This is a genomic window from Afifella sp. JA880 (genome assembly GCF_025379905.1).
Lineage (GTDB): Bacteria > Pseudomonadota > Alphaproteobacteria > Rhizobiales > Afifellaceae > Afifella > Afifella aestuarii.
Genome location: NZ_JAOANH010000003.1, coordinates 881,979 through 907,849 on the forward strand (window position 1 = coordinate 881,979; position 25,871 = coordinate 907,849).

The window sequence follows — 25,871 nt, forward strand, 5'->3', positions numbered from 1 at the left end:
GCTGCATGGCCTTCATCCAAGCCGTGCTCGATGGGCTGATGATCGGCGGCGTTTACGCCGTCATCTCCATCGGGCTGACCCTGGTCTTCGGCGTCATGGGCATCGTCAACTTCGCGCAGGCGGAGTTTCTGACCCTTGGCATGTTCGTCGCGTATTTCGCCTGGAAGTTTCTCGGGCTCGATCCTCTGATCGGCTCGTTTCTATCCTTCGTGGTGATCTTCGGGCTCGGTGTCGTCGTCCAGATGACGCTCATCCAACGGGTTCTGAACGCCCCGCCGGTGGCGCAGATCTTCGTCACGGTCGGCCTGCTCATCGTCATTGAGAACCTGACGCTGATCGTCTTCGGCTCTGATTTCCATTCGGTGACGACGAGCTATCAGACCTCGACCTTGCGGCTTGGGCCCCTGTTCATCGGTGTTCCCTATCTCGCGGCCTTCCTGATGGCGCTTCTGTCGGCGGCGGCTCTCTGGCTCTTCACCAACAAGACCTGGTACGGGCGGGCGATGCGTGCGACCGCCCAGGATCCGATGGCGGCGAACCTGATGGGCATCAACGCCGATCGCATGCGCCAGATCGCCTTCGGCCTCGGCGTCGGCATGACGGCCTTTGGGGGCGCGGTGATCCTGCCTTACTTCACCGTGCATCCAACCGTCGGCCACCAGTTCGTCGTGCTCATGTTCACGGTCGTGGTGCTCGGGGGGCTCGGCAGCGTGGCGGGTGCGGTCGTCGGTGGTTTCGCCGTTGGCGTGATCCAGTCCGTCTCCACCCTGTTCTTCCCGATCCAGCTGCAAAACCTCGTCCTGTTCATCGTCTTCCTGACGGTGTTGGCGGTGCGGCCGACTGGACTTATTGGAGCGGCACGATGAAGTGGTGGATTGCCGGTGCGGTGGTCCTCGTGGCCGCCGCCATTGTCCCGACGTTTCTCGATCCGACCGGTTATGCGATCCGCGTCCTGACGCTCGCCCTTCTCTTTGCGGCGCTCGGTCAGGCCTGGAACATCGTTGGCGGTCTCGCCAATCAGATCTCGCTCGGCCACGCCGCCTTCTTCGGGCTCGGGGCCTACACCTCGACGATCCTTCTGATCAATTTCGGCCTGTCGCCGTGGATCGGCATGCTGGCGGGCGCGGCGATCGCCGCGGTTGCAGCCTATCTCCTGAGCTTCCCGACGATGAAGCTGCGTGGGCATTATTTCGCCCTTGCGACACTCGCCTTCAGCGAAGTGCTGCGCGTGATTGCGGGCTCCTGGACATCGGTGACGGGCGGGCCTGTCGGTCTTTCCGTGCCGTTCTCTCCAGACAGCTTCTGGCTTCTGCAGTTCAAAAGCACGATGCCCTATTACTACATCATGCTGGGCGCGCTCGTCGTCATCTCAGGCGTCTTCCTTTGGGTGCGCCACAGCAGCCTCGGCTACCGGCTGCGCGCCTTGAAGGAGAATCCTGAGGCCGCCGAAGTGGTCGGCGTCAACACCACGCAGGTGAAGATCACGGCGGCCGTCATTTCCGCCGCGCTCACGGCGACCCTCGGCACCCTCTATGCCCAGTTCACCTATTTCTTCGATCCGGAGGCGGTGTTCGGCATCATCCCGATCTCGGTGCGTGCGGCGATCATCGCCATTCTGGGCGGTGCCGGAACGGTGGTGGGGCCGATCATCGGCGCCTTCCTGATCGTGCCGATGGAGGAAATGGCGAATGTGCTCCTCTCCTCGCGCGGCGCCGGCCTGTCGCAGCTCGCTTTCGGCGTGATGCTGATCGCCATCATCCTGATCGAACCCCGCGGCATCCTCGCTCTGATCACCAACGGCGTCTCTCGCCTTCGCAGGAGGAAGTCGTCATGAGACAGGCGATCCTCGAAGTCGATGGCATCAGCAAGCATTTCGGGGGCCTGGCGGCCCTCGACAGCGTGTCCTTCGATGTCGCTCCCGGCGAGATCGTCGGTCTGATCGGTCCAAACGGCGCCGGAAAATCGACGCTCTTCAGCACGCTCGTCGGTCTCCACAAGCCGACGGACGGCATGGTCCGGCTCGAAGGTGAGGACATCACCGGTCTGAAGCCGCACAAGGTGGCTGCGCGCGGTCTCACGAAGACCTTTCAGAATGTCGCCCTCTTCATGGAGGCGACGGTGCTCGACAATGTCCTGATTGGCGGCCTTCTTCGGGCCAATGTCCATGATGCGCGCGAGCTCGCAAAAACCTGCCTCGCACGGGTGGGCCTTGCCGACATCGCCGGCAAGAAGGCGGCCGACCTTTCCTTTCCCGAACGTGCCCGGGTGGAAGTGGCGCGCGCTCTGGCGACGAAGCCGAAGGGGCTTCTCCTCGACGAGGTGATGGCGGCGCTCAACCGCGTGGAGATGGAGGAGATCATGGATCTCATCCGTTCCTTGAGCCGCGACGGTCTCGCCGTCGTCGTCGTCGAGCATCACATGCACGCCATCATGACGCTGTGCGAGCGCATCGTCGTTTTGAACTTCGGCAAGAAGATCGCCGAAGGCTCACCCGAAGAAATTGCGAGACATCCGGAGGTCGTGCGGGCCTATCTCGGACAGGAATATGAATGAGGTCGGCAAAATGAGCGACACGACACCCACTCTCCTGTCGATCGAAGATGTGCATGCGGGATATGACGGTTCAGATGTTCTGCACGGCGTCAGCCTCGACGTGCATGCCGGCGAGTTCGTCTGCGTCATCGGTGCCAATACGGCTGGCAAGAGCACGCTTCTGCGCACCATTTCGCGGCTCGTGCCGAAGTCGCGCGGGCGCATCACCTTCGACGGCACGGATCTGATGTCGCTGAAAGCGCATGAGATCCCGAAGCTCGGCATCGCCCATGTGCCCGAGGGGCGTCATGTCTTTCCGGACATGACGGTGGAGGAAAACCTCCTGCTCGGAGCTTACACGCTGCGCCAGGACCCCGTTTACAAGGAGCGCCTGGAAAAGGCCTTCACACTCTTTCCGCGCCTCAAGGAGCGGCGGCGGCAATGGGCCGGAACGCTGTCGGGCGGCGAGCAGCAGATGGTCGTCCTCGGCCGCGCCATGATGCTCAATCTGCGCCTTCTCATCCTCGACGAGCCGAGCCATGGTCTCGCGCCGATCGTCGTCGACGAAGTTCACGATGCCCTCGTCAAGATCCACGAAGCGGGGACCTCGATCCTGCTCGTGGAGCAGAACACCTCGCTCGCCCTCTCGGTCGCCTCGCGCGGCTATGTGCTGGAATCGGGCGAGATCGTTCTGGCCGAATCCGCCAAGGCGCTGCACGACGATCCGAAGGTGCGTGAGGCCTATCTCGGGCTCTGAACGGGCTAACCGTAATCCGACAAAAAACGGGCGCCCGCGGGCGCCCGTTTGCCGTTCGGGAAGAGGGGAGGATCTCTTACCCTGCCGGCTCTTTCGGATCGGCGTCGAGGCGCACGACGACGCCTTCAAGGCCCGAGCTCGGCGCCGGATAGCGGTCGAGAATGATCGGGTCGTGCCCTGGAATGACGTTCGAGCGATCGCTCGCGAGCTCCCACAGCCGGTCATAGCCCTCGAGCGTCTCGGCGAGGCTGTGCAGCACCGGAAAGGCGCGGCCCTCGTTCATATTGGCGTAGAAATGGCTGGCATCGGAGGCGACGACGAGCCAGCCGCGCCGCGTCCAGACCCGGACCACCTGCAGCCCTTTGGAATGGCCGCCGACATGATGGACGCTGATGCCGGGCGCGATCTCCGAGGCCCCGTCGTGGAACTTGACGCGGCCGGCAAAGACCTTGCGCACCATCGCCACCACATCCTCTTCCTCTAAGGGGAGCTTGAGCGCGCCGTGGCACATGCAGCGGCCGGTCGAATACGCCATCTCTGCGTCCTGCAGGTGGTAGCGCGCATTCGGGAAGAGATCGTAATTGCCGCAATGGTCGTAGTGCATATGCGAGATGATGACGTCTTCGATCCCGTCCGGATCGATGCCGATCGTCTTCAGGCCCTCGCCGGGCGAGCGCAGGAACTGCCGCTTGCGCTTTTCCGCCATCGCCTGATCGAAGCCGGTATCGACGATGAAGGTGCGGCCGTTGCCCTTGATCGCCCAGACGAAATAGTCGAGCGGCATCGGCACGTCATGCGGATCGCCGCCGACGAAATTGTGCGCGGCGGTCGCGGCCGGATTGTGCGCATAGCGGACCGCGTAGACCTCATAAGGTTCAGGTGTCATCTTTCCTCCCTTCCGACCGGCCGCGCTCTTGTTGTTCGGTGGGGCGCGGGCCGGTTCCTGTGCGTGGGTGACCGCGTTTGGCGGGGTGAGGGCGGTCAGCCGGCCTCCATCACCTCAAGTTCCGGCAGAAGATACTGACGGAAGAGGGCATAGTTCTCGATCATCGGGAAGTGGCCCATGCCTTCCATCTCGGTGTAGCGGCAGCCGGGAATGGCGGCGGCCACTTTCTCCGTCATCGCCGGCGTGCACGAATAATCGTAGCTGCCGGTGAGAAGGCTCACCTTGCACTTGGCGGTGTCGATCGTCTTCACATGTTCGCGGGCATCGAAATCGAAGCTGTAGAACATGACGTCGCCGCGATAGACGCCGGGGCCGGACTGCGCGTAGTACCACCAATTGTCGCGCTTGCCCTCGTCGGGGCTTTGCGGCGCGTTGAGGCCGAACGTGTAGGTGGCGACGAGTTCGCCGCCATGCACGGCCGGATGCAGCAGGAATTCGTTGTAGCGGCCGGGCGCGTGCGCGGCGCTTTCGAGCCCGATGATGCCACGGATCTCGTCCTGGAAGTCGCTTGCGACCCTGAGCACGATGGCTCCGCCCATGGAGCAGCCCATGACCACGGGACGGTCGAGCTTGAGGCCCTTCCATACGGCTTCGATGGTCGCGAGATACTCTTCCGTCTTGAGTTCGTAGGATTCAAGCCACCATTCGTCCGGCGGGTCGGAGCGGCCATGCCGGGGCATGTCGAAGCAAACGACCCGAAAACGCCGCGTCACCTCTTCGTCGTTGAGAAGATGCCGGAACTGACGGCTGTCGGCTCCGGCGGTATGCAGGCAGAGGAGGGGGATGCCCTCACCGGCTTCTTCCACATAGATGCGGTGGTTGCGGCCTTGGATCGCGACATTGAGGTAGCGGCCGACGATCGGTTCGAATTCAGGCATGCTCTTTCCCCACCTTCTGCATCAAGCCCATCATGCGGTGCAGGGCACGCGCGTTCTGCATCGCCACGAGTGTGTCGCCTTCGAGAACGAATTCCGGCACGCGCATGATCATGGCGAAGATGTCGTGGTAGAGCGGCGGCGGCGTCTCGCTCAAAAAGCGCTGCCACAGCTCCATCGGGGCGCGGATCTCAAATTGCGTAGGGACGTCGAAGCCGGGGGCCGGCAGTATTTTCTCTATCTTGCCCTGGCGCACCCGCAAGACGTAGCGGCGCTCGCCAAAGGTGATGCCCATATCGACGTCGAACTTGCCGCCGATGATGGCAAGCTCTCGGTCTGAGGCGACCCTGTCGGCAAAGGCGGCCATCCAATCCGGGTCGGGAAATTCAGCCATTTCGGTATCCTTGTCATCGAAGGCGGGCTGGGGCAGGGCCTCCGGCTCGCCAGGTCGGAGCCTCGCGCATAAGAAGGCGGCGCGAACTCTTCTGAGCCGCGCCGCTTTCCCTTACGCGCCGTATTGCTCGTCGGTGACGTGCTCCAGCCATTCGACGACAACGCCGTCATGGCCTTCCTGCATGGAGATGTGGGTCATCATCGTGTTGGGACCCGCACCATGCCAATGCTTCTCGCCGGGTGGGATCCAGATGACGTCGCCGGCCCGGATCTCCTGGATCGGCCCGTCCCATTTCTGGATGCGGCCGGTGCCCGCGGTGACGTAAAGCGTCTGCCCCATCGGATGCGTGTGCCAGGCGGTGCGGGACCCCGGCTCGAACATGACCACGTTCGACTTCAAAAGCGCCGGCTCAGGCGCTTCGATGATCGGGTCCTGCCAGACATTGCCCGTGAAGGATTTTGCCGGTGCCTTGCGGGTCGGCAGAGTTCCAAGACGTCTGATCTCCATATTTCTCCTCTCCTTGATGTCGGCCGTTTCGTCCGGCCTGGTCTCCCGCCTTGGCGGGTCGTTCGTTGAGCGGTGGGGCGGCACGCCTCATTTGAGGCCATGCGTGAAGCTCTTCGGCTCCGGGCCCATCAGCGAGTACGGCAGAATGGTCGAAAGCCCCGGCACGTAGGTCGCGATCACGAGGAAGATGAGCATGATGCCGATGAAGGGGGCCGCAGCCTTCGTTACCTGCACGACGCTCATTTTGGCGACGCTCGCCGTGACGAAGAGATTGAGGCCGATCGGCGGGCTGATCAGCCCGATCTCCATGTTGACGACGATCATGATGCCGAGATGGATCGGATCGACGCCGAGCTCCATCGCCACCGGGAACACCACCGGCACGACGATCAGGAGGAGGCCCGAGGGCTCCATGAACTGGCCGCCGATGAGCAGCAGGATGTTGAGCGCCAGCAGGAAGGTGAACCAGTTGAACCCGGCTCCGATCATCCATTCGGTGATCGTCTGCGGCACCCGTTCCACCGTCAGCACATGGGCGAAGAGCATCGCGTTGACGACGATGAACATGAGCATGATCGTCGCCTTGCCGGCCTCCACCAGCACATGCTCGGTGTCGCGATGGAAGCAGGCGGGCACGAAGCGCGTGACCGTGAGGAGGGCGTTGCGCTGCACGGCGCCGATGATCGATTCCCCGTCCTGGCGCCACGGCACGCCGCGAAGCGGCCCCATATCGCGATAGATGAAGATTGCGACGAGGAAGGAATAGACCGCCGCGACGGCCGCGGCCTCGGTCGGCGTGAAGATGCCGCCATAGATGCCGCCGAGGATGACGATGACGAGGAAGAGGCCCCAGGACGCGTCGAGAAAGGCGTCGCGTACGGCCGTAAAGCCCGCGAACAGCAGTTTCGGCATGCCGCGGAAGCGCGCATTGAGATAGACCCCGACCATCAGCATCAGCCCGGCAACGGTGCCCGGCAGGATGCCGGCGAGAAACATGCGGCTGACGGAAACGTCTGTGGCGGCGCAGTAGACCACCATGACGATCGACGGCGGAATGAGAATGCCGAGAGTGCCGGCATTGCAGATGATGCCTGCGGCGAATTCCTTCGAGTAGCCGACCTCGCGCATGCTCGCGATGGCGATCGAGCCGATCGCAACCACGGTCGCGGGCGAAGAGCCGGAAAGCGCGGCAAACAGCATGCACGACATCACCGAGGCGATCGCGAGGCCGCCGCGGAGATGGCCGACGGCGGAGACCGCGAAGCGGATGATGCGGCGCGCCACGCCACCGGTCGACATGAAGGACGAGGCGAGAATGAAGAACGGGATGGCGAGCAGCGTGTAGCTCTGCGAGGCCGTAAAGAGCTTGAGCGCCACCGACGACATGGAATCGCCGGAGAAGAGAACGATCGTCAGAACGCTCGACAGGCCGAGCGCGAGCGCGACAGGGACGCCGGCGAAGAGAAGCGCAAGAACCGTGATGAAAAGGAAGCCGGAGACCATCATTTACCTCCGGTCTGTGGAGTTGTTGTCGTCGTACCAGTGCGGCGCCTCTGAGGCGTGCTCCTGCGCGGCGGCGTAGCTCTCGTGGTCGGGATCGGAATGCTGATCCATGAGCTCGGTCGTCTCGATGGCGGTGGTGATCATCTCCCGCTTGCCCTGGACGATCTCGATCAGCGCCTGCAGGCAGCGGAAGCCGAACAGGAAGAGGCCGAGGGGCAGGATGAGATAGGCGATCCAGCGATGTACCCGGGCGGGCAGGTCGAACATCTCCTGCGCCCATTCCGGATAGCGGATCTCGGTGAGGCCGATGCCGGTTTCAAAGGTGCGCAGCCAGTAAGGAAAGGCGCCGCCCTTGGCGTCGATGCCGACGAATTGAAGCCAGTCGGCCCAGAAGAAGATTGCGGCGTAGACGATGCCGCAAAGTGCGCCGAAGATCGCGAACGCCTTGAAGAGGTGCCTGGGCAAGGCGCGGACCAGCGTGTCGACCGCCAGATGCGAGCCGATCTTCGCGCCGTACGCCATGCCGAAGAGAATGAGCCAGGCGAACAGGATGCGCGCGAAATCGAGCGCTCCGAGCCAGCCCGTATTGAACACATAGCGGGCGATGACCTGGGTAAAGGAGGTGATCGTCATCGCGGCCATCAAGATCGCGATGACGCTGCGCTCGAAGCGGTCGACGCGTCGGCCGAAACTGCTCATCTTCCATCCTTCAGGGGTTGGATCCTCGCGGCCCTTCGCCGAAAGCGGCGAAGGGAAACTCAATGGCGAGCGGTCCGGCCGGGCGCACGGGGGGCGTGTTCGGCGACGGCATGTCAGCCGTCACCGCGCTTGTGGGCCCGGCAGAGCCTGCGTTCAGGACTTGTTGGACGCGACTGCGGCCTCGATCACATCCTTGCCGATCCCGTCTTCAAACTCTTCCCAGACGGGTTTCACGGCATCGACCCATTTCTGCCGCTGTTCAGGAGAGAGCGTGCGGACGGTGACGCCCGCTTCCTGGATGCGCTTTTTGCTCTCTTCGTTGATGGCCGTGGCCTTCTCGTTGTACTCGTCGCTGACCTCGCCGACGATACCGAGGAACTTGTCGCGCACCTCGTCATCCAGGCTGCCGAGGAAGTCTTCCGAGGTGACGAGAATGTAGGTGAGGAACTGGTGGTTGGTCTCCGTAACCCCGTCCTGCACCTCGTAGAGCTTGCCGGTGTAGATGTTCGACCAGGTGTTTTCCTGCCCGTCGACGACGCCGGTCTGCAAGGCGCCGAAGGCCTCGCTCCAGGCGAGGGGCTGCGGGTTGGCACCGAGGGCCTTGATCATGGCGATCGACACGTCCGAGGTGGTCGCGCGGATCTTGAGCCCGTTGAGGTCGGACGGCTCGATCAGGGGCCGGTTCGCCGAAAAGGCACGCAGACCGTTATAGACATAGGCGAGGCCGACGAAGCCGTTGTCCGTCATGGACTTCAGGAGTTCGTCGCCGGTCTCGCTATGGGTGAAGCGCGAAACCGCGTCGGTGTCCTCAAACAGGAACGGCAGGTTGAAGACGTCGAGTTTGGCCGTATAGGCGCCGAGCTTGCCGATGTCCGGAGAGGCGAGCTGGATGTCGCCGATCGCCAGCGCTTCCATGACTTCATCGTCATTGTAGAGCTGCGAGCTCGGATAGACCTGGATGCAAAGCTGCCCGTCCATCTCTTCGTTGACGCGCTTGGCGAGCGCGGTGGCCATCTCGCCCTTCGGATTGCCGGTCGGGGCGCTCACATGGCTGTATTTGATGAGCGTTTCGCCGGACTGGCACTCCGATTGAGCCATGGCCGTGCTGGCCAGAAGGCTCATTGCGAGAGCTGTGAGAATGGTAGTTTTCATCGTGTCCTCCCTGGTGATCACTTTTCCCGCTCGTTCAGTGGCGGAAGCTGAAGTGAGCTGATCATAGGCCTTAGGCCAAGTCAATATGATTGTATGATCAGAATATTTCAGAACAATTTTGCAGGCGACAGCCCGCGCTTTCCGCGCGTGCTGCCGTCGCAGATCTGTACTTTATGCAGATAGAGAAGCGCTACGCTGCTTTGTGCGGCCGCCGCGCCTTCCCGGAATTCAGCCGGCGGCGCCGTCGCTGCGCAGGCTGACGCCTGCGGCTTTCTCCGTCAGCGTCACCACCTTGGTGAAATCGGAATCCGCGCCGAGCTTGTCGACGGCCTCCTGCCAGATGTCAAAGACCGTTTCGCAGCCGGGCAGGCTGAGGCCCATCGACTTGGCGACCTCGTTGAAGAGCTTGACGTCCTTGAACATGAGCCCGGAGGAGAAGCCGTAATCGAAGGTGCCCGGCAGGATCGACTGGGGGAATTTCTGCATCGTCGCGGTGTTGCGACCGCTGCCGGCATTGATGACGTCGATCATCACATCCGGCGACAGCCCGGCCTTGGCGCCCATCGCCACGGCTTCGGAGCTCAGCGCCATGGCGGCCGCCGACAAGAGATTGTTGACGAGCTTCATTGTCTGGGCGAGGCCCGGCTTGTCGCTCACATAGAACGGCTTGCCGATCGCCTTGAGCTGCGGCAGGAGGTTGTCGTAGTCGCCTTTCGGCCCGGAGAACATGACGGCGAGGGTGCCGGCTTTGGCGCCGCCGACGCCGCCGCTCACCGGGGAATCGAGCCAGGTCACACCCTTGTCCTGCATCTTCTTCGCCAGCGTTTCCGCCATTTGCGGACCCGTCGTGGACAGATCCACGATCCGCTTTACCTGGCTTCCTTCCGCGAGCCCGTTATCGCCGAAGGCGACGGCCTCCACGATCGGCGGTGTCGGAAGCGACAGGAAGACAGTGTCGACCTGAGAGGCGAGATCGGCCGCCGAATTTGCCGCCTTGGCGCCGCGCTCCACGAAGGGTGCGATTGCACTTTCGCGTGCATCATAAACGACGAGCGGGTTGCCGGCGTCCAACAGGCGCCCGGCCATCGGGACGCCCATATTTCCAAGACCGATGAAGCCGATTTTGTCGCTCAAGATATTCCTCCACGATTGGCGGCTCGACAGCCTGCCGATTATTCGTTGCGATGGCAGGATTTTGCCTGCAGCGGCCTCATCCGACGCCGTCGCAGGAACCCGCAAGCAGAGGCACCTTATCGATCTTAATACCGTAATACAATATTATTAGTGGTTGATCGCGCGTCCTGCGTGTCCTGATTGAGGCACGCAGAACATGAAGCCGCGGGTCGCAGGCGGTGCCGAAGAGGAGGGTCGGGTGGGCCTTGTCTGGCGCGAAAAGCGGGCCTTCAGGCGCGCCGCTTCTTGTCGCGCGTATCCATGGAAAACGTATGCATGGCCGCTGCCGCGGCACGCCGCACATGGTCCGTGGCGATCGCCTTCGCTCCAGCAGCGTCGCGGCGGTCGAGCGCGTCGAGGAGGCTCTGCAGCTCGCTCAGACTCTGCTGCCAGCGATTGGGGGCCTGCAGCGATTGCGCCCGCAACAGCATGGTGCGCGCGTTGAGCATATAGAGCGTCTTGCCCAAGGCTTCGTTGCCGGTGCCTGTGACCAGACAATCGTAGAACTTGTTCTTCAGCGCGATGCGTGTCGCGGCGATATCGGCCTTCTTGACCTCCTCGAATGCGGCTTTCAGCGCCTCGCGGTCGTTATCCGTCGCATGCTCGGCAAAGAGCTCGGCGGCCAGGCCTTCCAGCACTTCGCGCACCTGATAAACGCCGATCGCCTGCGCCGCTGTGATCCGTGAGACCACCGGTCCCTTATGGGCGATCACCTCGATGAGGCCTTCCGATTCGAGCTGGCGGAGGGCTTCGCGCACGAGCGTTCGGCTGACGCCGGTCATCTCGCACAAATCGCGCTCCGGCATGCGCTCGCCCGGGCGAAACCGCCCGGCTGCAATGGCCTGACGGATGCTTTCCGTGACGCTGTGGCGCAAAGTTGCCGCCGGGCGCGGAACGCGGAATTCCTCGTCCCTCACCTTCGTTTCATTCATTCCGGGCACTGCTTTTCCCCTTGCCGGACTGGTCGCTTCCGCCGCCCGCTCACCGACCCGCTCGGATCCCGCAGACGTCAGGATTATTGTTCAGCAACGCAGACGTGTCTAGCATTCGTAATGATCGCATGACGGTCCTACAATCTTTAGGGGCTCGCGCATATGCATCTTTATGCCATCCCAGGGGGGCCGCGCTCGAAAGTCGCGCCTTTCATGCGTGATCCGGCCAACGCCCGTGGTCAGTGCGTTTCAATAGACCGATCAATGGGCCGATCTCTGTCGCCAGGGGGATGCGCCAGGAGTCGCCATCGGCTATCGGATGCGCCGAGATCAGGTCAAAGCGACAGAGTTTTGCAGGCCGTCCATCTCAGCATTCGAGCCTCGCATCCTGCCTCTGCGCTGCAATCCGGGGCGGCCGCATATGGCGTTGCGTCGGCTCTTGATTGAACGAAGCGCTCCGTCGTGAAAGGTCGAGCAATGAACGCCTCCGCTTCGCGCGAAACCCTCGTGGTCAATATCCTGGGAGGTCCGGGCGTCGGCAAATCGACATTCGCCGCGGGGCTCTTCTCCGACCTGAAGCGGCGTCATATCGCCTGCGAGCTCGTGGCCGAGGTGACCAAGAGGCGCATCTGGGAAGGCCGACCGCATGCGATCGCCAACAAGATCACCATTCTCGGCGAGCAATGGGCCCCCGTCGAAGAGCTTCTCGGCAAGGTCGATGTGATTGTGGTCGATGGATGCGTGCTTTTGGCGAGCGTCTATGCTGCGCCCCATTATCCCACGGCCTTCCACGAGCTTTGCATCTGGTGCCACAAGAGCGTCCGCCGCCTCGACGTTCTGATTGCCCGCCCGCAGGCGGAGTACGAGACCTTCGGCCGGCTTGAGAGCGGTGAAGAGGCGCTGAGAATCGATGCGCGCGTCGAAGATCTGGTCCGCGCCCATGCCGACGACGAGGTCATCGCCGTTGCTGACCACGACGACGGGCGCACAAACCTTGTTGGCGCGATCCTTCAGCGGATCGCTGCGGATTGAAGCTGCTTCGCTTCCGGCATCTCCGATTCTGCCTCAGGAGTGTCTTTGTGCAAGATATCGGCGGGCCTTTGGTGCCAGGTTTCGCCGTCCCAAGCTCTAACCGCGATATCGATCGATCCGTCTTCGATGGTGATGGAATTGTAAGCGTTCGGCTCACCGCGCAACCGTGTCGAGATCGAGGTCGCGGCCTGGGCCACCAGGATAGGCGCATGTGCGGCCTCGCGTCCGCCGATCGGCTCGCCCTCTTTTTCCTCCGCGGGGCCGCCATGCTTGCGGACATAGGCCATATGGAAATGACCTGAGAGCACGAGCCGCACGCCGAGTTCTGCGAAGGTCTCAAGCGCGAGGTCGGCCCGCTTCACCCGCCGCATGTCGATCGGTGGATCGGGCAGAAGCAGCGGATGGTGGGCGACCACGACACGCAGGGCGGAGGGGTCGGCAGCCTCGAAGCGGGAGCCAAGCGCATCGAGCTGGTCATGGCTCAAAGAGCCGTGCGCCCAATTGAGGCCGAGGCGCATGCGCCGCGAAGTCTTGAGGCCGGCAATGGCAACGCCGTCCATCTCCACGAACGGCTCCAGATCACGGGATATGTGTTTCTTGTAGAGCCGGTAGGGCGTCAGGAAGCGGTCGATGAGATTGACGGCCGGCACGTCGTGATTTCCCGGAACGCAGAAGGTCGGCATCGGCAAGGCGTCGAGAAAGGCGCCGGCTTCGGCGAACTCGTCGGCCTCTCCGCGCTGGGTGAAGTCGCCGCTGACCACGACGAGATCGGGCTGCGAGGCGAGGAGATCTTCCTGGAGAGAGGTGGCCAGCCGAGGGTCATGATGCCCGAAATGGAGATCGGATAGATGTGCGATTCTCATGCCGACGCCCGCTCCTGAAAAGGTGCTGAGGCAATCGCACAATCTTCTGCCGTCTCGCCCGGCTGCGCGACCGGGGCGAGTACGGTGAGGGCCTGGGGGTGAATGCGAAAGTCGAGAGGCGGGCGGATTTTTTCGACCTCCCCGTCGATCATCGCCTGCACCAGCCGACGCTGCGTCGACAGCCGCACCTCATGCGCCTCATGGATGATGAGCGCCTCGTCATCGCGCCAGCGCCCGACCGCCATGCCGGTCACGAGCCGGAGAAGATCGAGGAGGCCGAGATGGCGCAGTGCGTAGATCGTTAGAAGCCCCCGATCGAGCCTGCGGCGGGAAAAGAAGCGGCCAAGCTCTTCGTCGTAGGCATTGTTGGCAACGGCGATTGAGCGGACACGCAAGGTTTCCGTGTTGTCGGCGCCGTCCCTCTGTAACGTGACGCGCAGGTCCTGGGGGTGGGTGAGGCGGCGCCAGAAGAAGCGTAGGAAGCTGAGCCGCGTTCCAAAACCCGGACTGTCGCGCAGATGCTCGCGGCCGGCTGCCACGGCAGGTGCGAAGCCGATGACGACCTTGTGCAGAAACACCCGCCCGTTCACCTCGCCGATATCGATCGTTCTCGGCTGCATGTCGCGTAGCGTTGCGATCGCCTCCTCGGCGTCGAGAGGTACGGCAAGGTCGCGGGCAAGAAGATTGGCGGTGCCGAGCGGCAGGATGGCAAGGGTCTTGTCGCGTCCTCGAAGTGCCGAGGCGACGGCCGTGACGGTGCCGTCACCCCCGGCGGCGACGACAATATCGGCCTGTGAAGATGCGGCCTCTTGGGCGCGTTCCTGCAGCGGGCGGTCCGTATCGCTGTCGATGGTGGCATCGAAACCGGCGGCAGCGAAACGCTCGCCGAGCGAGGCCGGCGTCAATCCGGCCGCTGTCCCGGAATTGGCGTTGAAGACGACATGGATGCGAAACGGGTGCATGAAACGCGGCTTGCCTTGGTTGCGGCCGGTTGATCCGGCGTCTCTTGCGTGAATGCACCAGAAGGCGAACGGTTCATCGGGCGGATTGCAAGCGCAACATCAGGGCGACGAGGACGAACAGAACGAGCCCCGCGGTGATCGGTGCCCCGGCCGGCGAGAAAATGTCCATTGCCGAGGCCGTGGCGGTGGACCCTCCCGCGCTGCCGATCGCGTAGGAGAGGCCGAAGACGGCACTGCCGGCGACAAGAAGGCCGCCCGTATAGCGCGCTCCGAGAAGCGTGAGCGCGCAGGTGTAAAGGGCGAATTCCGCGGCCCCCATCAGGGCAAAGACGGCGAGGATCGCGGGCTCCGATTCCAGAAAGGGAATGATGATGAAGGTGGCGCCGGCAACGAGGCCGCAGGCGATCGCGACCCCGTGGCGGGGCAGGCGGTCGAGGAGCAGGCCGACGACGGGCTGCGCGAGCGCGGTCGGCAGCGCGACCATGGTCACCGCGATCGCCGCAAAGGCTTCCGAATGTCCCGTCTTCACGAAATAGACCGGCATGACGGAGATCGCGGCGATATCGGCAAAGCCGAAAGCAAACACCATGATGACGAGCGCCGGGGCGGAACGTACGAATGTGACCAGCGCGCCGGGGGGCGAAGGTTGTGGCCGTGTGCGCGCGCGCCGGCTCAGAACGGCGGTCGCGAACGCGACGATGGCGAGATAGACGGCGAGGATGGCGAAGGGAAAGCTGCTGTCGCTGCCGAAAAACGGAATGGCGAGGGGGCCGGCGGCAAATCCCGCGCACATGCCGGCGCCGTAAAGTCCCGAAATCCGCCCTCTCAGATGATCCGGGCAGGCGGCATTGAGCCAGGCTTCGCTCAGCATGAAGACGAGATTGACGCAGATCCCGAGCACGAAGCGGGCGAGGAACCAGACGGCCAGCGAATCCGTGATGCCGAAGACGAAAAGGCAGAGGGAGCAGCCGGCAAGGCCCACGATGATGATCTTGTCGCCGGCGAGCCTTGCCGTCAAAGGCCCGATGGCGAGGGTGGAGACGGCAAGGCCGAGGCTGAAGACGCCGGCATTGAGCCCGATGACGCTATCGGTCACGCCCTGATGGGCCATGATAAGCGAAATGAGGGGATAGGTGAGGCCCTGGGAGACCGAAAAGGCGGTGACGCCGAGGATCACCGCAGCAACGGCAGCCCGGTCGAGCACGAAGACCGCCTCTGACGCTCTGCCGACCGACATGTGAAATGCCCCCTGGCCACGCGCCGCCAAACGGAACGGGTAGCCGCCGGCCGCGCATCACGAGATAACGTCTGAATGCGGTTTCCGCCATCCGTCGCCCGCGCGTTTGTGCCCGCCTTCGGAACGCACGGGTCTCGGCTCGCTCGGGACGTCTTGGGGACGTATGCTGACGAGAGACAAGGACGGGCGTCCCGTCCTTGAATGGAAAAGGTCCATGCGCCTCAGACAAAGGTCTGAGGCGAACTCTGACGCTTGAACCGGAAGCTACTTGTCGAGCTTCGGCATTTTGTCGATCCACTCGCCGAAGCGGGTAAGATACTCCTTGAGGAAGTTGCGGGTGGTCTCGTCGGTGACGGTGAGATCCCCGTCGATCAGCCCTTCCGGGAAGGCGAGGTAAACCTCCGGCTGGCCCATGACAAAGGCGTTCTGGGTGACGAGGACGCTGCGCAGACCGACTTGTGCGGCGGCGGTTCCGATCCGGCCGGGAGACGCGCCGATGACGGAGATCGGCTTGCCGGTCCAAGAGCTTTCGCCGTAGGGGCGGGACCCCCAGTCGATGGCATTCTTGAGGACAGCCGGGATCGACCGGTTGAATTCCGGCGTGGCGAAGATAATGCCGTCGGCGTCGGCAAGATCGCGCTTCAGTGCCAGCACGGAAGCCGGCGGATTCTCCCACAGGTCGTCGTTGTAAAGCGGCAGGTTGAGGTCCGGATAGATGAAGGTGAACTCATCCTTGCCGAGCTTCTCAAGCGCATGAGCGAGGGTCCGGTTGATGGAGGCGCGCCGTAGGCTGCCTACGAGAACTGCTATCTTTCGCATAAGGCCTTTCCTGGTTACCATTGGTGACCGTCAGATAGGGCAGCCCCGCCGGGGGCCACAAGAAGGCACTTTTTTGAAACCGCAGATCTGTCACCTCCCGTCCGACTGCAGGCCTGTGAGCGAGATCCTGTCGCGCATCGGCGACAAATGGTCGGTGCTCGTCATCACCTTGCTGGGCGACGCGCCCCTGCGCTTTGGAGAGTTGAAGCGCGAGATCGGCGGCATCTCCCAGAAAATGCTGACGGCCACTTTGCGGGCTTTGGAGCGCGATGGTTTCGTGCTGCGCCGTGATTATGGGACCGTGCCGCCGAAGGTCGAATATGAGCTCACCGAGCTCGGCCGCGATCTCCTCGTGCCGGTGACGGCATTGGCGGCATGGGCGCGGCAAAACCAGGTGCATGTCGAGGAGGCCCGTCGCCGCTTCGATGATGCATGTCCGGAACGGACCGGTCGCTCAGGCTGACAGACCTGCCTCGGCGCGAGCTCCCTGCCGGCCTTGAACATGCCGCAGCGTGGAAGCCTTGGCCGGTTCGCCCTCGGGCTCGTTTGCTGCCGGAACGACGCTGATCGAACCGTCCGTTTCCAGAACCACGGCGGCGACGGCGTCGATGTCGGCCATCCCCGCAGCCCGCATCGCCGCGTAGACCTCTTCCTCGGTGACCCGCTCTTTCTTGAGCATGGGCTGGACGAAGCGGCCGCGAAAAAACAGGAGTGCTGGGTCCGCTTTGACAAGCGATTGGAAACCCGCCGAGCGCACCGAGGCGTAAGCCACAGCATATTGCAGAAGGCACAGGAGGGCGAAGGCGAACAGACCTTCGCTCAACGAAACCTCGCTCGACAGAAGCACGGTCGCCAGTATCGAGCCAAGAGCCACCGTGACGATGAAATCGAAGGCGTTCATCTTCGACAGCGTGCGCTTGCCGGTCGCTCGCAGCAGGAGGACGAGCCCGCCATAGGCCAGGATGCCGATGATAAGGATCCGAAAGAGGTCGCCCCAGTTGTCGAAGAACATCGATCAGCCTCCCGTATCGCTGAGCTGATCGCAGCGCACCCACCATTTCTCCGGCATCGCCGCATCGCGTAAGGCCTGCACGACGCCGCCTCCGGCATTGGAAAAGTCGATGAGACAGAGCGAACCGCTGTCGCTCTTGAGGCGCGTGATGGTGAGATTGCGGCAGTCGGACGGCATCAATTCCCCGTTGCTGCCGATGATCTGTTGCAGGCTCTGCTGCGACTGGCAGGCGGGGAAGCGCTCCTGGGCTGCGGCCGGGGCCGCAGCGGTGAGGGCGATCAGGGCGGTGGCTGCGCCGGCGGCGATGAGACGGGCCATGGGGCCTCCTCTTGAAACATGCGATCGTGCTGCAAGGCCTGCTGGCGACGGTGCCGTGGGCATGCAGTCTCACTTACCAACAACCGGCATTTTCGAGAGTTCCGGAGCTTGTCGGGTTTGGCGCGGAGTTTTTCTTGTTAATGCCGCAATTGCAGTCTACAAGAACAACCATCGATCTTTGGCCGGACATTTTGGCCGTTAAGTCCCGTTTCGCCGGGCGCGGGTTCAGACTTCCTCCAAAACTCGACTTTCACACACGTGCGCATATCGCGTCGCGTGTACCCATACGCGTTCTGCGAAAGGAACATTCCATGGCGGTTGGTACCGTAAAATTCTACAATTCCCAGAAGGGTTATGGCTTCATCCAGCCGGAGGACGGCGGCAAGGACGTGTTCGTCCATGCCACGGCTCTCGAGCGTGCCGGCATGCGCGGCCTCGTTGAAGGCCAGCGCGTCTCCTTCGACGTTGAGGCGGATCGCCGCTCCGGCAAGGAAGCTGCAACGAACCTGCAGCACGCCTGATTTTTCAGAAGGCGCAGGCTCGCCCTGCGCCTTCTCTTCCCATGCCGTACGGCGGAGGGAATATGACAAGCCATTCATTCAAGGTGGGCCAGACGGTCCGCCTGTCGCAGAAGACCGTCGGCCCGGGTGTCGCCGGCGTCTACAAAATCCTGGCTCTGCTGCCCGAGGAACATGGCGATTGCCAGTACCGCGTGCAAAGCACGGTGAGTTCGCAGCAGCGCGTCGTCCAGGAAAGTCAGTTGTCGCGCCTTTAATGGCGCATGTCTCAGGCCCGGAGACGGTCCTTTCGAACCAAGGCCGGCTTTCCGCGTCTGCCGCTCCCGCTCAAAGCCTGAACGGCGCACGATGTGCAACCCGGTTCGGAGAGGATGAATTTCATGGCAAAAGGGCAGGTGCGCGGTTCTAAGGAAGCCAAGAAGCCGAAGAACAAAGACAAGGGCGCCAAGCACACCCCGAAATATATGGAGACGGCAGAGCTCGGCTCCTCGGGCTCCGGTGGGACGCCTCTCAAGCTCGGCCAGAAGAAATAATCTGTGGCGCGCTTCGAAGTCACGATGTCGAGCGGCGACAAGCTCCTCATCGAGCACGATATCGCATCTGTCGAGGAGATGCGGCTGGTGCTCGAGAAGACCGACTTTCTCGCTACCAAAGAAGTCAGACTCGGTGCACCCGGTACGCTGCCGGATGTCGTCTTGTCGACCCGCCATATGATGCTGCTCCGCCCGCTCGCTGAGGGTGCGACACAGGGCAGCTCCTTCAGGCCCAAGCGATAATCTAAAATGGGAACGCCGACGAAGCCGTCGACGCAGGGGAAGCCCGCAAAGGGGAACGCTATGGCGAGGAGCGTGAAGGACGTGGCCGAGCTCAAGGCTCGGATGGCGCATGCGCTTTCAAGCGACAATGTCAGCGTCCCACAGCGAGAATTTCTCGAAAGCCAGAAGGCGCGGCTCGATCAGCGTGGAACCCATACCATGCTTACCGACGACCAACTCGCACGCATCGAACGCATCATCGACGAGGCCGGGGCGGAACTCTCCTCGTCTGGCGCGAATCCATCTGACGCCGACGATGCCGAGTCCACGCCGCCCACAAATCAAGGGTGATGCCGATGTCTACAAAAACACAAGGCAAAGGTGACAGCGTCAAGCTGCGCCGCGACAAGGCCGATGCGACCACTGCCGCAGCGAAAGCTGTGATCGACGCCGAACTGAACGCAGCGCGCCAGAAGACCGAGCGGCTGCGGGCTCAGCGCCTCGCCAAAGAGGCCGACGACGCCGGATTGGCGAAAGACGCGGCGGAAAACGCGCCCAAAAAAGGTGCTCGAAAGACCGCAAAGACGCGAGCGACAAAGAGTGCCGCACTCAAGGCCGCCGGCACGCCCCCTGAGGTCGATGAGGTCAAAGCGTCAAAGAAGAAGTCGAAGGCGAAAAAGGCTGTGCCGACACCTGTCGCCGATATGGACGACGACGTCGAGGATCCTGACGAGGCCGATGAGGTCGCAGAGCTTTAGCTGACCGTCGCCGACGTCTCGCCGGCTATCATATCGATGTCACGCTGATCGCCGCTCTCACGAGGGCATGCCGCTCGCGCTGAGTTGTGTCATGCGGGCGCGTGATTGCTTTGCGACGCCCAGGTTTTGCGATCTGGTCCGGCTCACTCAGACCATCCATCATGCGGCCGGCTCGAATCGCACCCCGCATCGTATCTATGGCTGATGGATGAGGCTCTTTCGACGCTCACCCCGAAACACGCCCCCGAGCGGCCGCGACTGCCGGCGACGGCACCGGAACAGGAGCCGCCATCGGCGGCTCTGCCCGTGCCAGGTCGGCTCTAAACGGCAGTCGAATGCGTGGCCGCACGCGTCCCGAGATAAGCGTCGAAAGAAGCAGCAACGCTGCGCACGAAGGGCCTGCCCCGATCGGTGACGACGAAGCGATCGCCGACGCGTGAGAAGAGCCCGTCGGGGTCCGATTCCGCGAAATAGCGCGCATCGTTGATGACGGGATCGGCCAGCGCACCGAAATGCGCTTTCAAGGTCCCGGCCGAGAAGGCGAAGTCGCACAACAGCCGCTCGATCACGAAGGCCCGAACCCTGTCGGCCTGAGAAAGCTCGAAACCACGAACGGTCGCAAGCTCACCCTTTTCGATCTCGGCCGCGTAGCGACGGGTCGTCTTCTCGTTCTGCAGATAGCCCTGCGGGAGCTTGCTGATGGACGATGCGCCGAAACCGATGAGGGCGTCGGCCTCGTCCGTCGTATAGCCCTGGAAATTGCGGTGGAGACGACCTTCCCAAGCCGCCACGGCAAGAGAATCTTCCGGCACGGCGAAATGGTCGAAGCCGATGCGCTGATACCCGGCGCCGGTGAAGAGCGTCGCTGCACGATTGGCCTGCGCAAAGCGCTCCAGAACGTCAGGCAGCTCGTCCGTCGGGATCATCTTCTGGCGTGGGATGACCGATGGCACATGCGCGTAGCCGAAGAGAGCCACGCGGTCCGGCCGGAGGGTCAGGATCTGTTCGACCGTGTGTACGAGCTTGTCCCGGCTCTGATACGGCAGGCCGTAGACGAGATCGACGTTGATGGAGCGGATGCCGGCGGCACGCAGTCGATTGACGGCCGATTCCGTCTCCTCGAAGCTCTGCATACGGTTGATGGAGGCCTGCACCTTCGTGTCGAAGTCCTGCACGCCGATCGAGGCGCGGGTGAAGCCGGCTTTTGCGAGCGCTTCCACACGCGCATCGTCGAATTCCCGAGGATCGATCTCGATCGCGAATTCCGCATCTGCCGCGGACGGGAAGGCCTCGCGGATCGCCGAGGCGAGCTCGATGATGTCGTCCGGCTTCAGCAAGGTCGGCGAGCCGCCGCCCCAATGCACGCCCTCGACGTTGATGTCCGGCGCAAGCTCGGCCACGAGCTTCAGCTCGTCCTTCAGCGTCTTGAGATACGGCAGCACCGGATCGTAGCGCAGCACGTGCCTGGTGGTGCAGCCGCAGAACCAGCACAGCGTATCGCAGAACGGGATGTGGAAGTAGAGCGAGGCCCTGGTATTGGGCTTGAGCTCTTTCAGCCAGGCTTTCGCGACCTTGCCGTCCACTTCTTCGTTGAAGTGGGGCGCCGTCGGATAACTGGTGTAACGCGGCACAGGCGCCGCGTATTTGCGGACGAGATCAGGAACCATTTGGGTATTTCTAGTGCTTTCGTCGAAGGCGTCCTTGATCAAGGTCAAAGAGGAAATCGACCGCCGCAAGGTTTGACGCTCACGCGGGCATGTCCTTTTGCAATCTGAACGGCTTGGCAAACCGAGAAGCCCCGCGAACGCCGCCTTGCGCCTCCCCTTTCTCGGTGCGCCGCGAGGCCTGCGCATGCCCGGCGAAGCGGCCCTCTCGACAAGATTCGTGGACAAGGTGCCGCTTCGTCATCTATCCCTGCGGCGGTGGTGACTATCACCGCCGCTCGCCTCTGCCATGGGCTTGCCGTTTCCTCCCGAAGGCCCGGTCGTTTCAGGAAAAATGTCCGACATCGTCATTTCCGAGTTTATGGATGAGGCAGCCGTTGCGCGCCTGTCCGCTCGCTTCTCCACTCTTTACGCCCCCGATCTTGCCGAAAAGCCCGATGCACTGAAGGCGGCGCTCACAGAAGCGCGAGCATTGATCGTCCGAAACCGCACCGAGGTGCGGGCGGATCTGATCGAGGGGGCCGATGCGCTCGAATGCGTCGGCAGGCTCGGCGTCGGCGTCGACAACATCGATACGCAATGCTGCGCCCGGCGCGGCATCGCCGTTTATCCGGCCGCTGCCGCGAACGCTCTGTCCGTTGCCGAATATGTGATCTCGACTGCGCTTCTGCTTCTGCGCGGCGCCTATCTCTCCACGCCTGCCGTCGCCGCCGGGCAATGGCCGCGTGGAGAGCTGATGCACGGTCGCGAAGCGAGCGGCAAGGTGATCGGTCTGGTTGGTTTCGGCGCGAGTGGCCGTGAAACGGCGCGTCGTGCCGAGGCGCTCGGCCTCGACGTCATCGCCACCGACCCGCATATCCCAGCCTCCGACGCGGCGTGGAACGAGGCGCCGCGCACCGACCTGCCGACGCTTCTTGCCGAAGCCGAGGTCGTCAGCCTGCATGTCCCGCTGACGGACGAGACGCGCTATCTGATCGATGCGGCTGCGCTCGCCCGCATGAAGCCCGGCGCGATCCTGATCAACGCCGCACGTGGCGGCATCGTCGATGAGACGGCGCTTGTCGCGGCCCTGCAGGAGGGTCGGCTGGGCGGTGCCGCGCTCGACGTCTTTGAGGTCGAGCCGTTGACGGCCGAAGCGGGGGCCCTCTTTGCGGATCTGCCGAATGTGGTTTTGACGCCGCATATCGCGGGCCTCACCGCAGAATCGAACCTGCGCGTCGGGCGGGTCATCGCCGATGCGGTCATCAATCACCTCGAGGGCCGCAAGTGACCCATATGCGACTTGGAGAATTGCGGCATCTCGTGGAGGCCGCCTTGACCGCCTCGCGGGTCAGCCCGGAAAACGCCGCCTCCGTCGCCCGCGCGCTCGTCGCCGCCGAAGCCTGCGGCCAGACGAGCCACGGCCTTCGCCGCGTCGAGGCCTATTCCGCGCAAGCGCGCGCCAGCAAGATCGACGGCTTTGCGGTGCCGACGGCCGAAGTCGTCCGACCGGCCACGCTCTCCGTCGATGCGGCGCACGGCTTCGCCTATCCAGCACTCGATCTGGCTCTCGCCGAACTGCCGCCCATTGCGCGCCTCCAGGGGGTGGCGATGGCAGGGATCAAGCGCTCCAGCCATTGCGGCGCCATGGGCGTGACGGTCGAAGCCTTCGCCGAAGCGGGGCTCGTGGCTCTCATGTTCGCCAACGCGCCGGGCGCCATGGCCCCCTGGGGCGGGCGCAGCCGTCTTTACGGCACCAATCCGATCGCTTTTGCGGCCCCCCGCAAGGATGCCGCTCCGGTGGTCGTCGACTTGTCGCTGTCGCAGGTGGCCCGCGGCAAGGTGATGGCGGCCAAGCAAAGGGGCGAGGAAATCCCGGAGGGCTGGGCCTTCGACGAAGCGGGCAGGCCGACCACCGATCCGGTCGAGGCGCTTGCCGGCACGATGGCGCCGCTCGGCGGGGCCAAGGGGACGGCGCTTGCTCTTATGGTGGAAATGCTTGCCGCCGGTCTCAACGGCGCCAGTTATGCGAGCGAGGCGAGTTCCTTCTTCGACGCCGAGGGTGGCCCTCCGAACACCGGTCAGCTCATCATCGCCATGGATCCCACGGCCTTCGGCGCCGACGCCATCGGCCGCTTCGGCGACCTGGCAGCGATGATCGAGGCCGATCCTCCCGCCCGTGTGCCGGGTGCGCGGCGCCAGGCGCTCCGGGCGGAGGCGGAAAAGAAGGGAATTGAAATGGATGACGCGGTGATCGCCGCGGTTCGGACGATCGCCGGCATCGAATGACAGGAATGGGAGTGAGGCATGCTGCAGAAGACGCATTACTGGAAACGTGAAGCTAATCTGATCGGCGGCGAATGGGTTGGAGCCGATTCCGGCGAGACGATCGACGTCACCAATCCGGCGACCGGCGAGACGATCGGAACCATCCCGAAATGCGGCAAGGCCGAGACCGAGCGCGCCATCGAGGCCGCTGCTGAGGCCTTTGAGAGCTTCAAGAAGACGAGCGCCGACGAGCGCGCCAAGCTGTTGCGCGCCCTGCACGACGCCATCATGGACAGTCAGGATGCGCTTGCCGAGCTCCTCACTCTGGAGCAGGGCAAACCTTTGACGGAATCGCGAGGCGAGGTCGGCATGAGTGCGGCCTATGTCCTGTGGTTCGCCGAAGAGGCGCGCCGCGTCTACGGGGATCTCATTCCGTCTCCGTGGAAAGACCGCCGCATCATGGTGACGAAGCAGCCCGTCGGCGTCATCGGCGCCATCACACCTTGGAACTTCCCGTCCTCGATGCTGTCGCGCAAGATCGGTCCGGCGATCGCGGCAGGCTGCACCGCCGTCGTCAAGCCGGCGACGCAGACGCCTTATTCGGGCCTTGCCTGGGGTGCGCTCTGCGAAGAGGTCGGCATTCCGAAAGGCGTGGTCAACGTCGTCACCGGCTCCGCCAAGGATATCGGTGCGGCGCTCATGGAAAGCCCGAAGGTTCGAAAAGTCACCTTCACCGGCTCCACCGATGTCGGCAAGGTTCTGATCCGCCAGTCGGCCGACACCGTGAAAAAGGTTTCGATGGAGCTCGGCGGCAACGCGCCGTTCCTGGTTTTCGATGATGCCGATATCGACCGCGCGGTCGCTGGTGGCATTGCCGCGAAATTCAGGAATTCCGGCCAGACCTGCGTCTGCACGAACCGCTTCTACGTCCAGGCCGGAATTTACGACCGTTTCGCCGAAAAGTTCGCCGAAGCCGCCAAGGGCCTGAAAGTCGGCTCCGGCCTCGAAGAGGGGACGCAGCAGGGCCCGCTCATTGACGACAATGCGGTCGCCAAGGTCGAAGAGCTGATCGGCGATGCCGTCGACAAGGGCGGCAAGGTCATTGCCGGCGGCAAGCGCCACGAACTCGGCGGGACGTTCTTCGAGCCGACCGTGATCGCCGATGCGAAGCCCGACATGCGCTTCTCGAAGGAAGAGATCTTCGGTCCGGTTTCGCCGCTCTTCAAATTCGAGACGGAGGAAGAGGCGGTCGCGCTTGCCAATGACACGGAATACGGTCTCGCCTGCTATTTCTACACGCAGGATCTCGGCCGTGCGTTCCGCGTCTCAGAAGGGCTCGATTATGGCCTCGTCGGCGTCAACGAGGGCGTCATCACGACGGAGGTCGCTCCCTTCGGTGGCGTCAAGGAATCCGGCCTCGGCCGTGAAGGCTCCAAATACGGCATCGACGATTATTTGGAGATCAAATACGTCTGCATCGGCGGTCTCGGGCTCTAATCTCCGAGGCGCAGCTGAGTTTGATCGGCCTCTCCCTCATCCGAGGGGGAGGCCTTTTTCGTGCGGCCCTTTTTTCGTGCAGCCTTTGTTTCGCGCAGCTGAAGCGCGACAGGCGCGGGGGCCGGTCAGGTGCGCCGCATCAGTCGTGCCGCATCAATTCCGCCGCAGGGGCTCGCGATGCCAGTTGCCGGCGCCTGCCGGCGTGAGGTCCGACAGATCGAGCCGCGCGAGAATCTCGCTTGCCGGACGCTCGCCGATCTTCGCCGTCGGCCAAAGATCGACAAGCGGCTTGAGGGCGAAGCTTCGTTCCGTCAGGTGCGGATGCGGGATCGACAGCTCTGGCTCGGCGAGGAGCTCTTCGCCGTAGACCAGAATGTCGATATCGATGACGCGGGGCCCCCAAGGTTCGGCACGAATGCGGCCAAGCTCCTTCTCAACCTCGAGAAGAGCCGCGAGCAGGCGCCGTGGGCTCAGCTGCGTTTCGATCAGAAGCGCCGAATTGGTGAAATCGGGCTGGTCGGTCTTTCCCCATGGCCGGCTCACATAAAGCGGAGCGGCGGCGGTCACGGTGACCCCGTCCACATTGGCGATGGCCTTCGCGGCCTTGCGAAAAGTGTCCGCCGGATCGCCGAGATTGGCTCCGAGCCCCAGCACGGCCTTGACGGCGCCGCAGGCCAGGCTGCGGTGAATCATGCGAAAACCTCGTGGTCGAGGTGATA

32 protein-coding genes are annotated in these 25,871 nt (G+C 63.3%); 15 read left to right on the top strand and 17 right to left on the bottom strand.

The features are described 5' to 3' along the window. The first annotated feature begins 5 nt into the window (after positions 1-5). The 4 genes from NYQ83_RS17105 to NYQ83_RS17120 are packed head-to-tail and all read left to right on the top strand — an operon-like array spanning position 6 to position 3,289. Positions 6-866, top strand: coding sequence for a branched-chain amino acid ABC transporter permease (locus NYQ83_RS17105; RefSeq protein WP_128292063.1), 861 nt, complete (start codon positions 6-8; stop codon positions 864-866). After that, positions 863-1,834 carry a branched-chain amino acid ABC transporter permease gene (locus tag NYQ83_RS17110; RefSeq protein ID WP_128292064.1) on the top strand — a complete coding sequence of 324 codons (972 nt, stop codon included), beginning with the start codon at positions 863-865 and terminating at the stop codon, positions 1,832-1,834. Before NYQ83_RS17105 ends, NYQ83_RS17110 begins: the two co-directional genes overlap by 4 nt. Beyond that, entirely contained in the window at positions 1,831-2,553 is a 723-nt protein-coding gene (locus NYQ83_RS17115) for an ABC transporter ATP-binding protein (RefSeq protein ID WP_261216066.1), read from the top strand. The genes NYQ83_RS17110 and NYQ83_RS17115 overlap by 4 nt, the downstream gene beginning before the upstream one ends. Positions 2,554-2,563: 10 nt before the next feature. Continuing rightward, positions 2,564-3,289 (top strand): ABC transporter ATP-binding protein, encoded by a 726-nt coding sequence (locus NYQ83_RS17120; protein ID WP_128292066.1) that lies wholly within the window; start codon positions 2,564-2,566, stop codon positions 3,287-3,289. A gap of 76 nt (positions 3,290-3,365) precedes the next feature. Here the strand turns inward: NYQ83_RS17120 and NYQ83_RS17125 are convergent, their stop codons facing one another. The 9 genes from NYQ83_RS17125 to NYQ83_RS17165 form a co-directional block, all read right to left on the bottom strand. Continuing rightward, positions 3,366-4,175: an N-acyl homoserine lactonase family protein gene (locus NYQ83_RS17125; RefSeq protein WP_261216069.1), complete on the bottom strand. Its 810-nt coding sequence runs from the start codon at positions 4,173-4,175 to the stop codon at positions 3,366-3,368. Positions 4,176-4,270: 95 nt separating this feature from the next. After that, entirely contained in the window at positions 4,271-5,113 is an 843-nt protein-coding gene (locus NYQ83_RS17130; protein ID WP_261216070.1) for an alpha/beta fold hydrolase, read from the bottom strand. Further along, positions 5,106-5,504: a hypothetical protein gene (locus NYQ83_RS17135; RefSeq protein WP_128292069.1), complete on the bottom strand. Its 399-nt coding sequence runs from the start codon at positions 5,502-5,504 to the stop codon at positions 5,106-5,108. The genes NYQ83_RS17130 and NYQ83_RS17135 overlap by 8 nt, the downstream gene beginning before the upstream one ends. A 111-nt stretch (positions 5,505-5,615) precedes the next feature. After that, positions 5,616-6,011 carry a cupin domain-containing protein gene (locus tag NYQ83_RS17140; protein ID WP_092808865.1) on the bottom strand — a complete coding sequence of 132 codons (396 nt, stop codon included), beginning with the start codon at positions 6,009-6,011 and terminating at the stop codon, positions 5,616-5,618. A gap of 87 nt (positions 6,012-6,098) precedes the next feature. Beyond that, complete coding sequence (locus NYQ83_RS17145) at positions 6,099-7,514, bottom strand: TRAP transporter large permease (protein ID WP_261216073.1); 1,416 nt, start codon at positions 7,512-7,514, stop codon at positions 6,099-6,101. Between the two features lie 3 nt (positions 7,515-7,517). Continuing rightward, complete coding sequence (locus tag NYQ83_RS17150) at positions 7,518-8,213, bottom strand: TRAP transporter small permease (protein WP_261216074.1); 696 nt, start codon at positions 8,211-8,213, stop codon at positions 7,518-7,520. A gap of 153 nt (positions 8,214-8,366) precedes the next feature. After that, on the bottom strand, positions 8,367-9,365 hold the full coding sequence (locus tag NYQ83_RS17155; protein WP_261216075.1) for a DctP family TRAP transporter solute-binding subunit: 999 nt from the start codon (positions 9,363-9,365) through the stop codon (positions 8,367-8,369). Positions 9,366-9,593: 228 nt separating this feature from the next. Then, complete coding sequence (locus tag NYQ83_RS17160) at positions 9,594-10,502, bottom strand: NAD(P)-dependent oxidoreductase (RefSeq protein ID WP_261216237.1); 909 nt, start codon at positions 10,500-10,502, stop codon at positions 9,594-9,596. A 266-nt stretch (positions 10,503-10,768) separates the two neighbouring features. Beyond that, a complete protein-coding gene (locus NYQ83_RS17165; RefSeq protein ID WP_261216076.1) occupies positions 10,769-11,470 on the bottom strand; it encodes a GntR family transcriptional regulator in 702 nt (233 codons plus the stop codon). 477 nt (positions 11,471-11,947) lie between these two features. Here NYQ83_RS17165 and NYQ83_RS17170 point away from each other — a divergent pair, with 477 nt between their 5' ends. Next, on the top strand, positions 11,948-12,502 hold the full coding sequence (locus tag NYQ83_RS17170) for an ATP-binding protein (protein WP_261216077.1): 555 nt from the start codon (positions 11,948-11,950) through the stop codon (positions 12,500-12,502). On the opposite strand, the gene NYQ83_RS17175 is transcribed toward NYQ83_RS17170, so the two are convergent. The 4 genes from NYQ83_RS17175 to NYQ83_RS17190 all read right to left on the bottom strand — a co-directional run bounded on the left by NYQ83_RS17175 (position 12,481) and on the right by NYQ83_RS17190 (position 16,383). Then, positions 12,481-13,365 (bottom strand): metallophosphoesterase family protein, encoded by an 885-nt coding sequence (locus NYQ83_RS17175; protein WP_261216079.1) that lies wholly within the window; start codon positions 13,363-13,365, stop codon positions 12,481-12,483. The genes NYQ83_RS17170 and NYQ83_RS17175 overlap by 22 nt on opposite strands. After that, positions 13,362-14,327 (bottom strand): diacylglycerol/lipid kinase family protein, encoded by a 966-nt coding sequence (locus NYQ83_RS17180; protein WP_261216081.1) that lies wholly within the window; start codon positions 14,325-14,327, stop codon positions 13,362-13,364. The genes NYQ83_RS17175 and NYQ83_RS17180 overlap by 4 nt, the downstream gene beginning before the upstream one ends. Before the next feature lie 73 nt (positions 14,328-14,400). Continuing rightward, positions 14,401-15,564 (bottom strand): MFS transporter, encoded by a 1,164-nt coding sequence (locus NYQ83_RS17185; protein WP_261216083.1) that lies wholly within the window; start codon positions 15,562-15,564, stop codon positions 14,401-14,403. 264 nt (positions 15,565-15,828) lie between these two features. Next, on the bottom strand, positions 15,829-16,383 hold the full coding sequence (locus NYQ83_RS17190; RefSeq protein ID WP_128292078.1) for an NADPH-dependent FMN reductase: 555 nt from the start codon (positions 16,381-16,383) through the stop codon (positions 15,829-15,831). 73 nt (positions 16,384-16,456) lie between these two features. Between NYQ83_RS17190 and NYQ83_RS17195 the strand changes: the two genes are divergently transcribed. Beyond that, the gene (locus NYQ83_RS17195) at positions 16,457-16,846 is read left to right on the top strand and encodes a winged helix-turn-helix transcriptional regulator (RefSeq protein WP_261216084.1); all 390 of its coding nucleotides are present in this window, start codon (positions 16,457-16,459) and stop codon (positions 16,844-16,846) included. Here the strand turns inward: NYQ83_RS17195 and NYQ83_RS17200 are convergent. Continuing rightward, positions 16,838-17,395 carry a DUF421 domain-containing protein gene (locus NYQ83_RS17200; protein ID WP_261216086.1) on the bottom strand — a complete coding sequence of 186 codons (558 nt, stop codon included), beginning with the start codon at positions 17,393-17,395 and terminating at the stop codon, positions 16,838-16,840. The two genes, NYQ83_RS17195 and NYQ83_RS17200, sit on opposite strands and share 9 nt — an antisense overlap. A 3-nt stretch (positions 17,396-17,398) precedes the next feature. Then, positions 17,399-17,713 carry a hypothetical protein gene (locus NYQ83_RS17205; RefSeq protein ID WP_128292081.1) on the bottom strand — a complete coding sequence of 105 codons (315 nt, stop codon included), beginning with the start codon at positions 17,711-17,713 and terminating at the stop codon, positions 17,399-17,401. A 311-nt stretch (positions 17,714-18,024) separates the two neighbouring features. On the opposite strand from NYQ83_RS17205, the gene NYQ83_RS17210 reads away from it, so the two are divergent. The 6 genes from NYQ83_RS17210 (at position 18,025) to NYQ83_RS17235 (ending at position 19,744) form a co-directional block, all read left to right on the top strand. Continuing rightward, positions 18,025-18,234 (top strand): cold-shock protein, encoded by a 210-nt coding sequence (locus NYQ83_RS17210; RefSeq protein ID WP_092808877.1) that lies wholly within the window; start codon positions 18,025-18,027, stop codon positions 18,232-18,234. Positions 18,235-18,296: 62 nt separating this feature from the next. Beyond that, positions 18,297-18,488, top strand: coding sequence for a hypothetical protein (locus NYQ83_RS17215; protein ID WP_128292082.1), 192 nt, complete (start codon positions 18,297-18,299; stop codon positions 18,486-18,488). Positions 18,489-18,611: 123 nt separating this feature from the next. Next, positions 18,612-18,764: a hypothetical protein gene (locus NYQ83_RS17220; RefSeq protein WP_164879594.1), complete on the top strand. Its 153-nt coding sequence runs from the start codon at positions 18,612-18,614 to the stop codon at positions 18,762-18,764. Between the two features lie 3 nt (positions 18,765-18,767). Further along, entirely contained in the window at positions 18,768-19,007 is a 240-nt protein-coding gene (locus tag NYQ83_RS17225) for a hypothetical protein (protein ID WP_092808879.1), read from the top strand. A gap of 81 nt (positions 19,008-19,088) precedes the next feature. Then, complete coding sequence (locus NYQ83_RS17230) at positions 19,089-19,337, top strand: hypothetical protein (RefSeq protein WP_128292083.1); 249 nt, start codon at positions 19,089-19,091, stop codon at positions 19,335-19,337. A gap of 5 nt (positions 19,338-19,342) precedes the next feature. Next, entirely contained in the window at positions 19,343-19,744 is a 402-nt protein-coding gene (locus tag NYQ83_RS17235; RefSeq protein WP_261216090.1) for a hypothetical protein, read from the top strand. Between the two features lie 320 nt (positions 19,745-20,064). Here NYQ83_RS17235 and hemN read toward each other — a convergent pair whose 3' ends face one another. Beyond that, entirely contained in the window at positions 20,065-21,411 is a 1,347-nt protein-coding gene (gene hemN / locus NYQ83_RS17240; protein WP_128292085.1) for an oxygen-independent coproporphyrinogen III oxidase, read from the bottom strand. Between the two features lie 331 nt (positions 21,412-21,742). On the opposite strand from hemN, the gene NYQ83_RS17245 reads away from it, so the two are divergent. The 3 genes from NYQ83_RS17245 to NYQ83_RS17255 are packed head-to-tail and all read left to right on the top strand — an operon-like array spanning position 21,743 to position 25,152. Continuing rightward, entirely contained in the window at positions 21,743-22,678 is a 936-nt protein-coding gene (locus NYQ83_RS17245; RefSeq protein ID WP_261216094.1) for a hydroxyacid dehydrogenase, read from the top strand. A gap of 5 nt (positions 22,679-22,683) precedes the next feature. Continuing rightward, entirely contained in the window at positions 22,684-23,676 is a 993-nt protein-coding gene (locus NYQ83_RS17250) for an Ldh family oxidoreductase (RefSeq protein ID WP_261216096.1), read from the top strand. 18 nt (positions 23,677-23,694) lie between these two features. Next, the gene (locus NYQ83_RS17255) at positions 23,695-25,152 is read left to right on the top strand and encodes an NAD-dependent succinate-semialdehyde dehydrogenase (RefSeq protein ID WP_261216097.1); all 1,458 of its coding nucleotides are present in this window, start codon (positions 23,695-23,697) and stop codon (positions 25,150-25,152) included. A 153-nt stretch (positions 25,153-25,305) separates the two neighbouring features. Here NYQ83_RS17255 and folK read toward each other — a convergent pair whose 3' ends face one another. Then, positions 25,306-25,845, bottom strand: a complete 540-nt coding sequence (folK, locus tag NYQ83_RS17260) for a 2-amino-4-hydroxy-6-hydroxymethyldihydropteridine diphosphokinase (protein ID WP_261216098.1) — start codon at positions 25,843-25,845, stop codon at positions 25,306-25,308. Positions 25,846-25,871: the final 26 nt, after the last annotated feature.

What these genes read in the sequence shown, in the direction of transcription:
- NYQ83_RS17190 (WP_128292078.1), bottom strand. Translation starts at nt 16,383, where the DNA reads ATGCGAAAGATAGCAGTTCTCGTAGGCAGCCTACGGCGCGCCTCCATC.
- NYQ83_RS17250 (WP_261216096.1), top strand. Translation starts at nt 22,684, where the DNA reads ATGCGACTTGGAGAATTGCGGCATCTCGTGGAGGCCGCCTTGACCGCC.
- hemN (WP_128292085.1), bottom strand. Translation starts at nt 21,411, where the DNA reads ATGGTTCCTGATCTCGTCCGCAAATACGCGGCGCCTGTGCCGCGTTAC.
- NYQ83_RS17185 (WP_261216083.1), bottom strand. Translation starts at nt 15,564, where the DNA reads ATGTCGGTCGGCAGAGCGTCAGAGGCGGTCTTCGTGCTCGACCGGGCT.
- NYQ83_RS17220 (WP_164879594.1), top strand. Translation starts at nt 18,612, where the DNA reads ATGGCAAAAGGGCAGGTGCGCGGTTCTAAGGAAGCCAAGAAGCCGAAG.
- NYQ83_RS17130 (WP_261216070.1), bottom strand. Translation starts at nt 5,113, where the DNA reads ATGCCTGAATTCGAACCGATCGTCGGCCGCTACCTCAATGTCGCGATC.
- NYQ83_RS17165 (WP_261216076.1), bottom strand. Translation starts at nt 11,470, where the DNA reads ATGAATGAAACGAAGGTGAGGGACGAGGAATTCCGCGTTCCGCGCCCG.
- NYQ83_RS17235 (WP_261216090.1), top strand. Translation starts at nt 19,343, where the DNA reads ATGTCTACAAAAACACAAGGCAAAGGTGACAGCGTCAAGCTGCGCCGC.
- NYQ83_RS17245 (WP_261216094.1), top strand. Translation starts at nt 21,743, where the DNA reads ATGTCCGACATCGTCATTTCCGAGTTTATGGATGAGGCAGCCGTTGCG.
- NYQ83_RS17175 (WP_261216079.1), bottom strand. Translation starts at nt 13,365, where the DNA reads ATGAGAATCGCACATCTATCCGATCTCCATTTCGGGCATCATGACCCT.
- NYQ83_RS17125 (WP_261216069.1), bottom strand. Translation starts at nt 4,175, where the DNA reads ATGACACCTGAACCTTATGAGGTCTACGCGGTCCGCTATGCGCACAAT.
- NYQ83_RS17215 (WP_128292082.1), top strand. Translation starts at nt 18,297, where the DNA reads ATGACAAGCCATTCATTCAAGGTGGGCCAGACGGTCCGCCTGTCGCAG.
- NYQ83_RS17155 (WP_261216075.1), bottom strand. Translation starts at nt 9,365, where the DNA reads ATGAAAACTACCATTCTCACAGCTCTCGCAATGAGCCTTCTGGCCAGC.
- NYQ83_RS17115 (WP_261216066.1), top strand. Translation starts at nt 1,831, where the DNA reads ATGAGACAGGCGATCCTCGAAGTCGATGGCATCAGCAAGCATTTCGGG.
- NYQ83_RS17140 (WP_092808865.1), bottom strand. Translation starts at nt 6,011, where the DNA reads ATGGAGATCAGACGTCTTGGAACTCTGCCGACCCGCAAGGCACCGGCA.
- NYQ83_RS17110 (WP_128292064.1), top strand. Translation starts at nt 863, where the DNA reads ATGAAGTGGTGGATTGCCGGTGCGGTGGTCCTCGTGGCCGCCGCCATT.
- NYQ83_RS17120 (WP_128292066.1), top strand. Translation starts at nt 2,564, where the DNA reads ATGAGCGACACGACACCCACTCTCCTGTCGATCGAAGATGTGCATGCG.
- NYQ83_RS17170 (WP_261216077.1), top strand. Translation starts at nt 11,948, where the DNA reads ATGAACGCCTCCGCTTCGCGCGAAACCCTCGTGGTCAATATCCTGGGA.
- NYQ83_RS17135 (WP_128292069.1), bottom strand. Translation starts at nt 5,504, where the DNA reads ATGGCTGAATTTCCCGACCCGGATTGGATGGCCGCCTTTGCCGACAGG.
- folK (WP_261216098.1), bottom strand. Translation starts at nt 25,845, where the DNA reads ATGATTCACCGCAGCCTGGCCTGCGGCGCCGTCAAGGCCGTGCTGGGG.
- NYQ83_RS17210 (WP_092808877.1), top strand. Translation starts at nt 18,025, where the DNA reads ATGGCGGTTGGTACCGTAAAATTCTACAATTCCCAGAAGGGTTATGGC.
- NYQ83_RS17205 (WP_128292081.1), bottom strand. Translation starts at nt 17,713, where the DNA reads ATGGCCCGTCTCATCGCCGCCGGCGCAGCCACCGCCCTGATCGCCCTC.
- NYQ83_RS17150 (WP_261216074.1), bottom strand. Translation starts at nt 8,213, where the DNA reads ATGAGCAGTTTCGGCCGACGCGTCGACCGCTTCGAGCGCAGCGTCATC.
- NYQ83_RS17255 (WP_261216097.1), top strand. Translation starts at nt 23,695, where the DNA reads ATGCTGCAGAAGACGCATTACTGGAAACGTGAAGCTAATCTGATCGGC.
- NYQ83_RS17105 (WP_128292063.1), top strand. Translation starts at nt 6, where the DNA reads ATGGCCTTCATCCAAGCCGTGCTCGATGGGCTGATGATCGGCGGCGTT.
- NYQ83_RS17145 (WP_261216073.1), bottom strand. Translation starts at nt 7,514, where the DNA reads ATGGTCTCCGGCTTCCTTTTCATCACGGTTCTTGCGCTTCTCTTCGCC.
- NYQ83_RS17200 (WP_261216086.1), bottom strand. Translation starts at nt 17,395, where the DNA reads ATGTTCTTCGACAACTGGGGCGACCTCTTTCGGATCCTTATCATCGGC.
- NYQ83_RS17180 (WP_261216081.1), bottom strand. Translation starts at nt 14,327, where the DNA reads ATGCACCCGTTTCGCATCCATGTCGTCTTCAACGCCAATTCCGGGACA.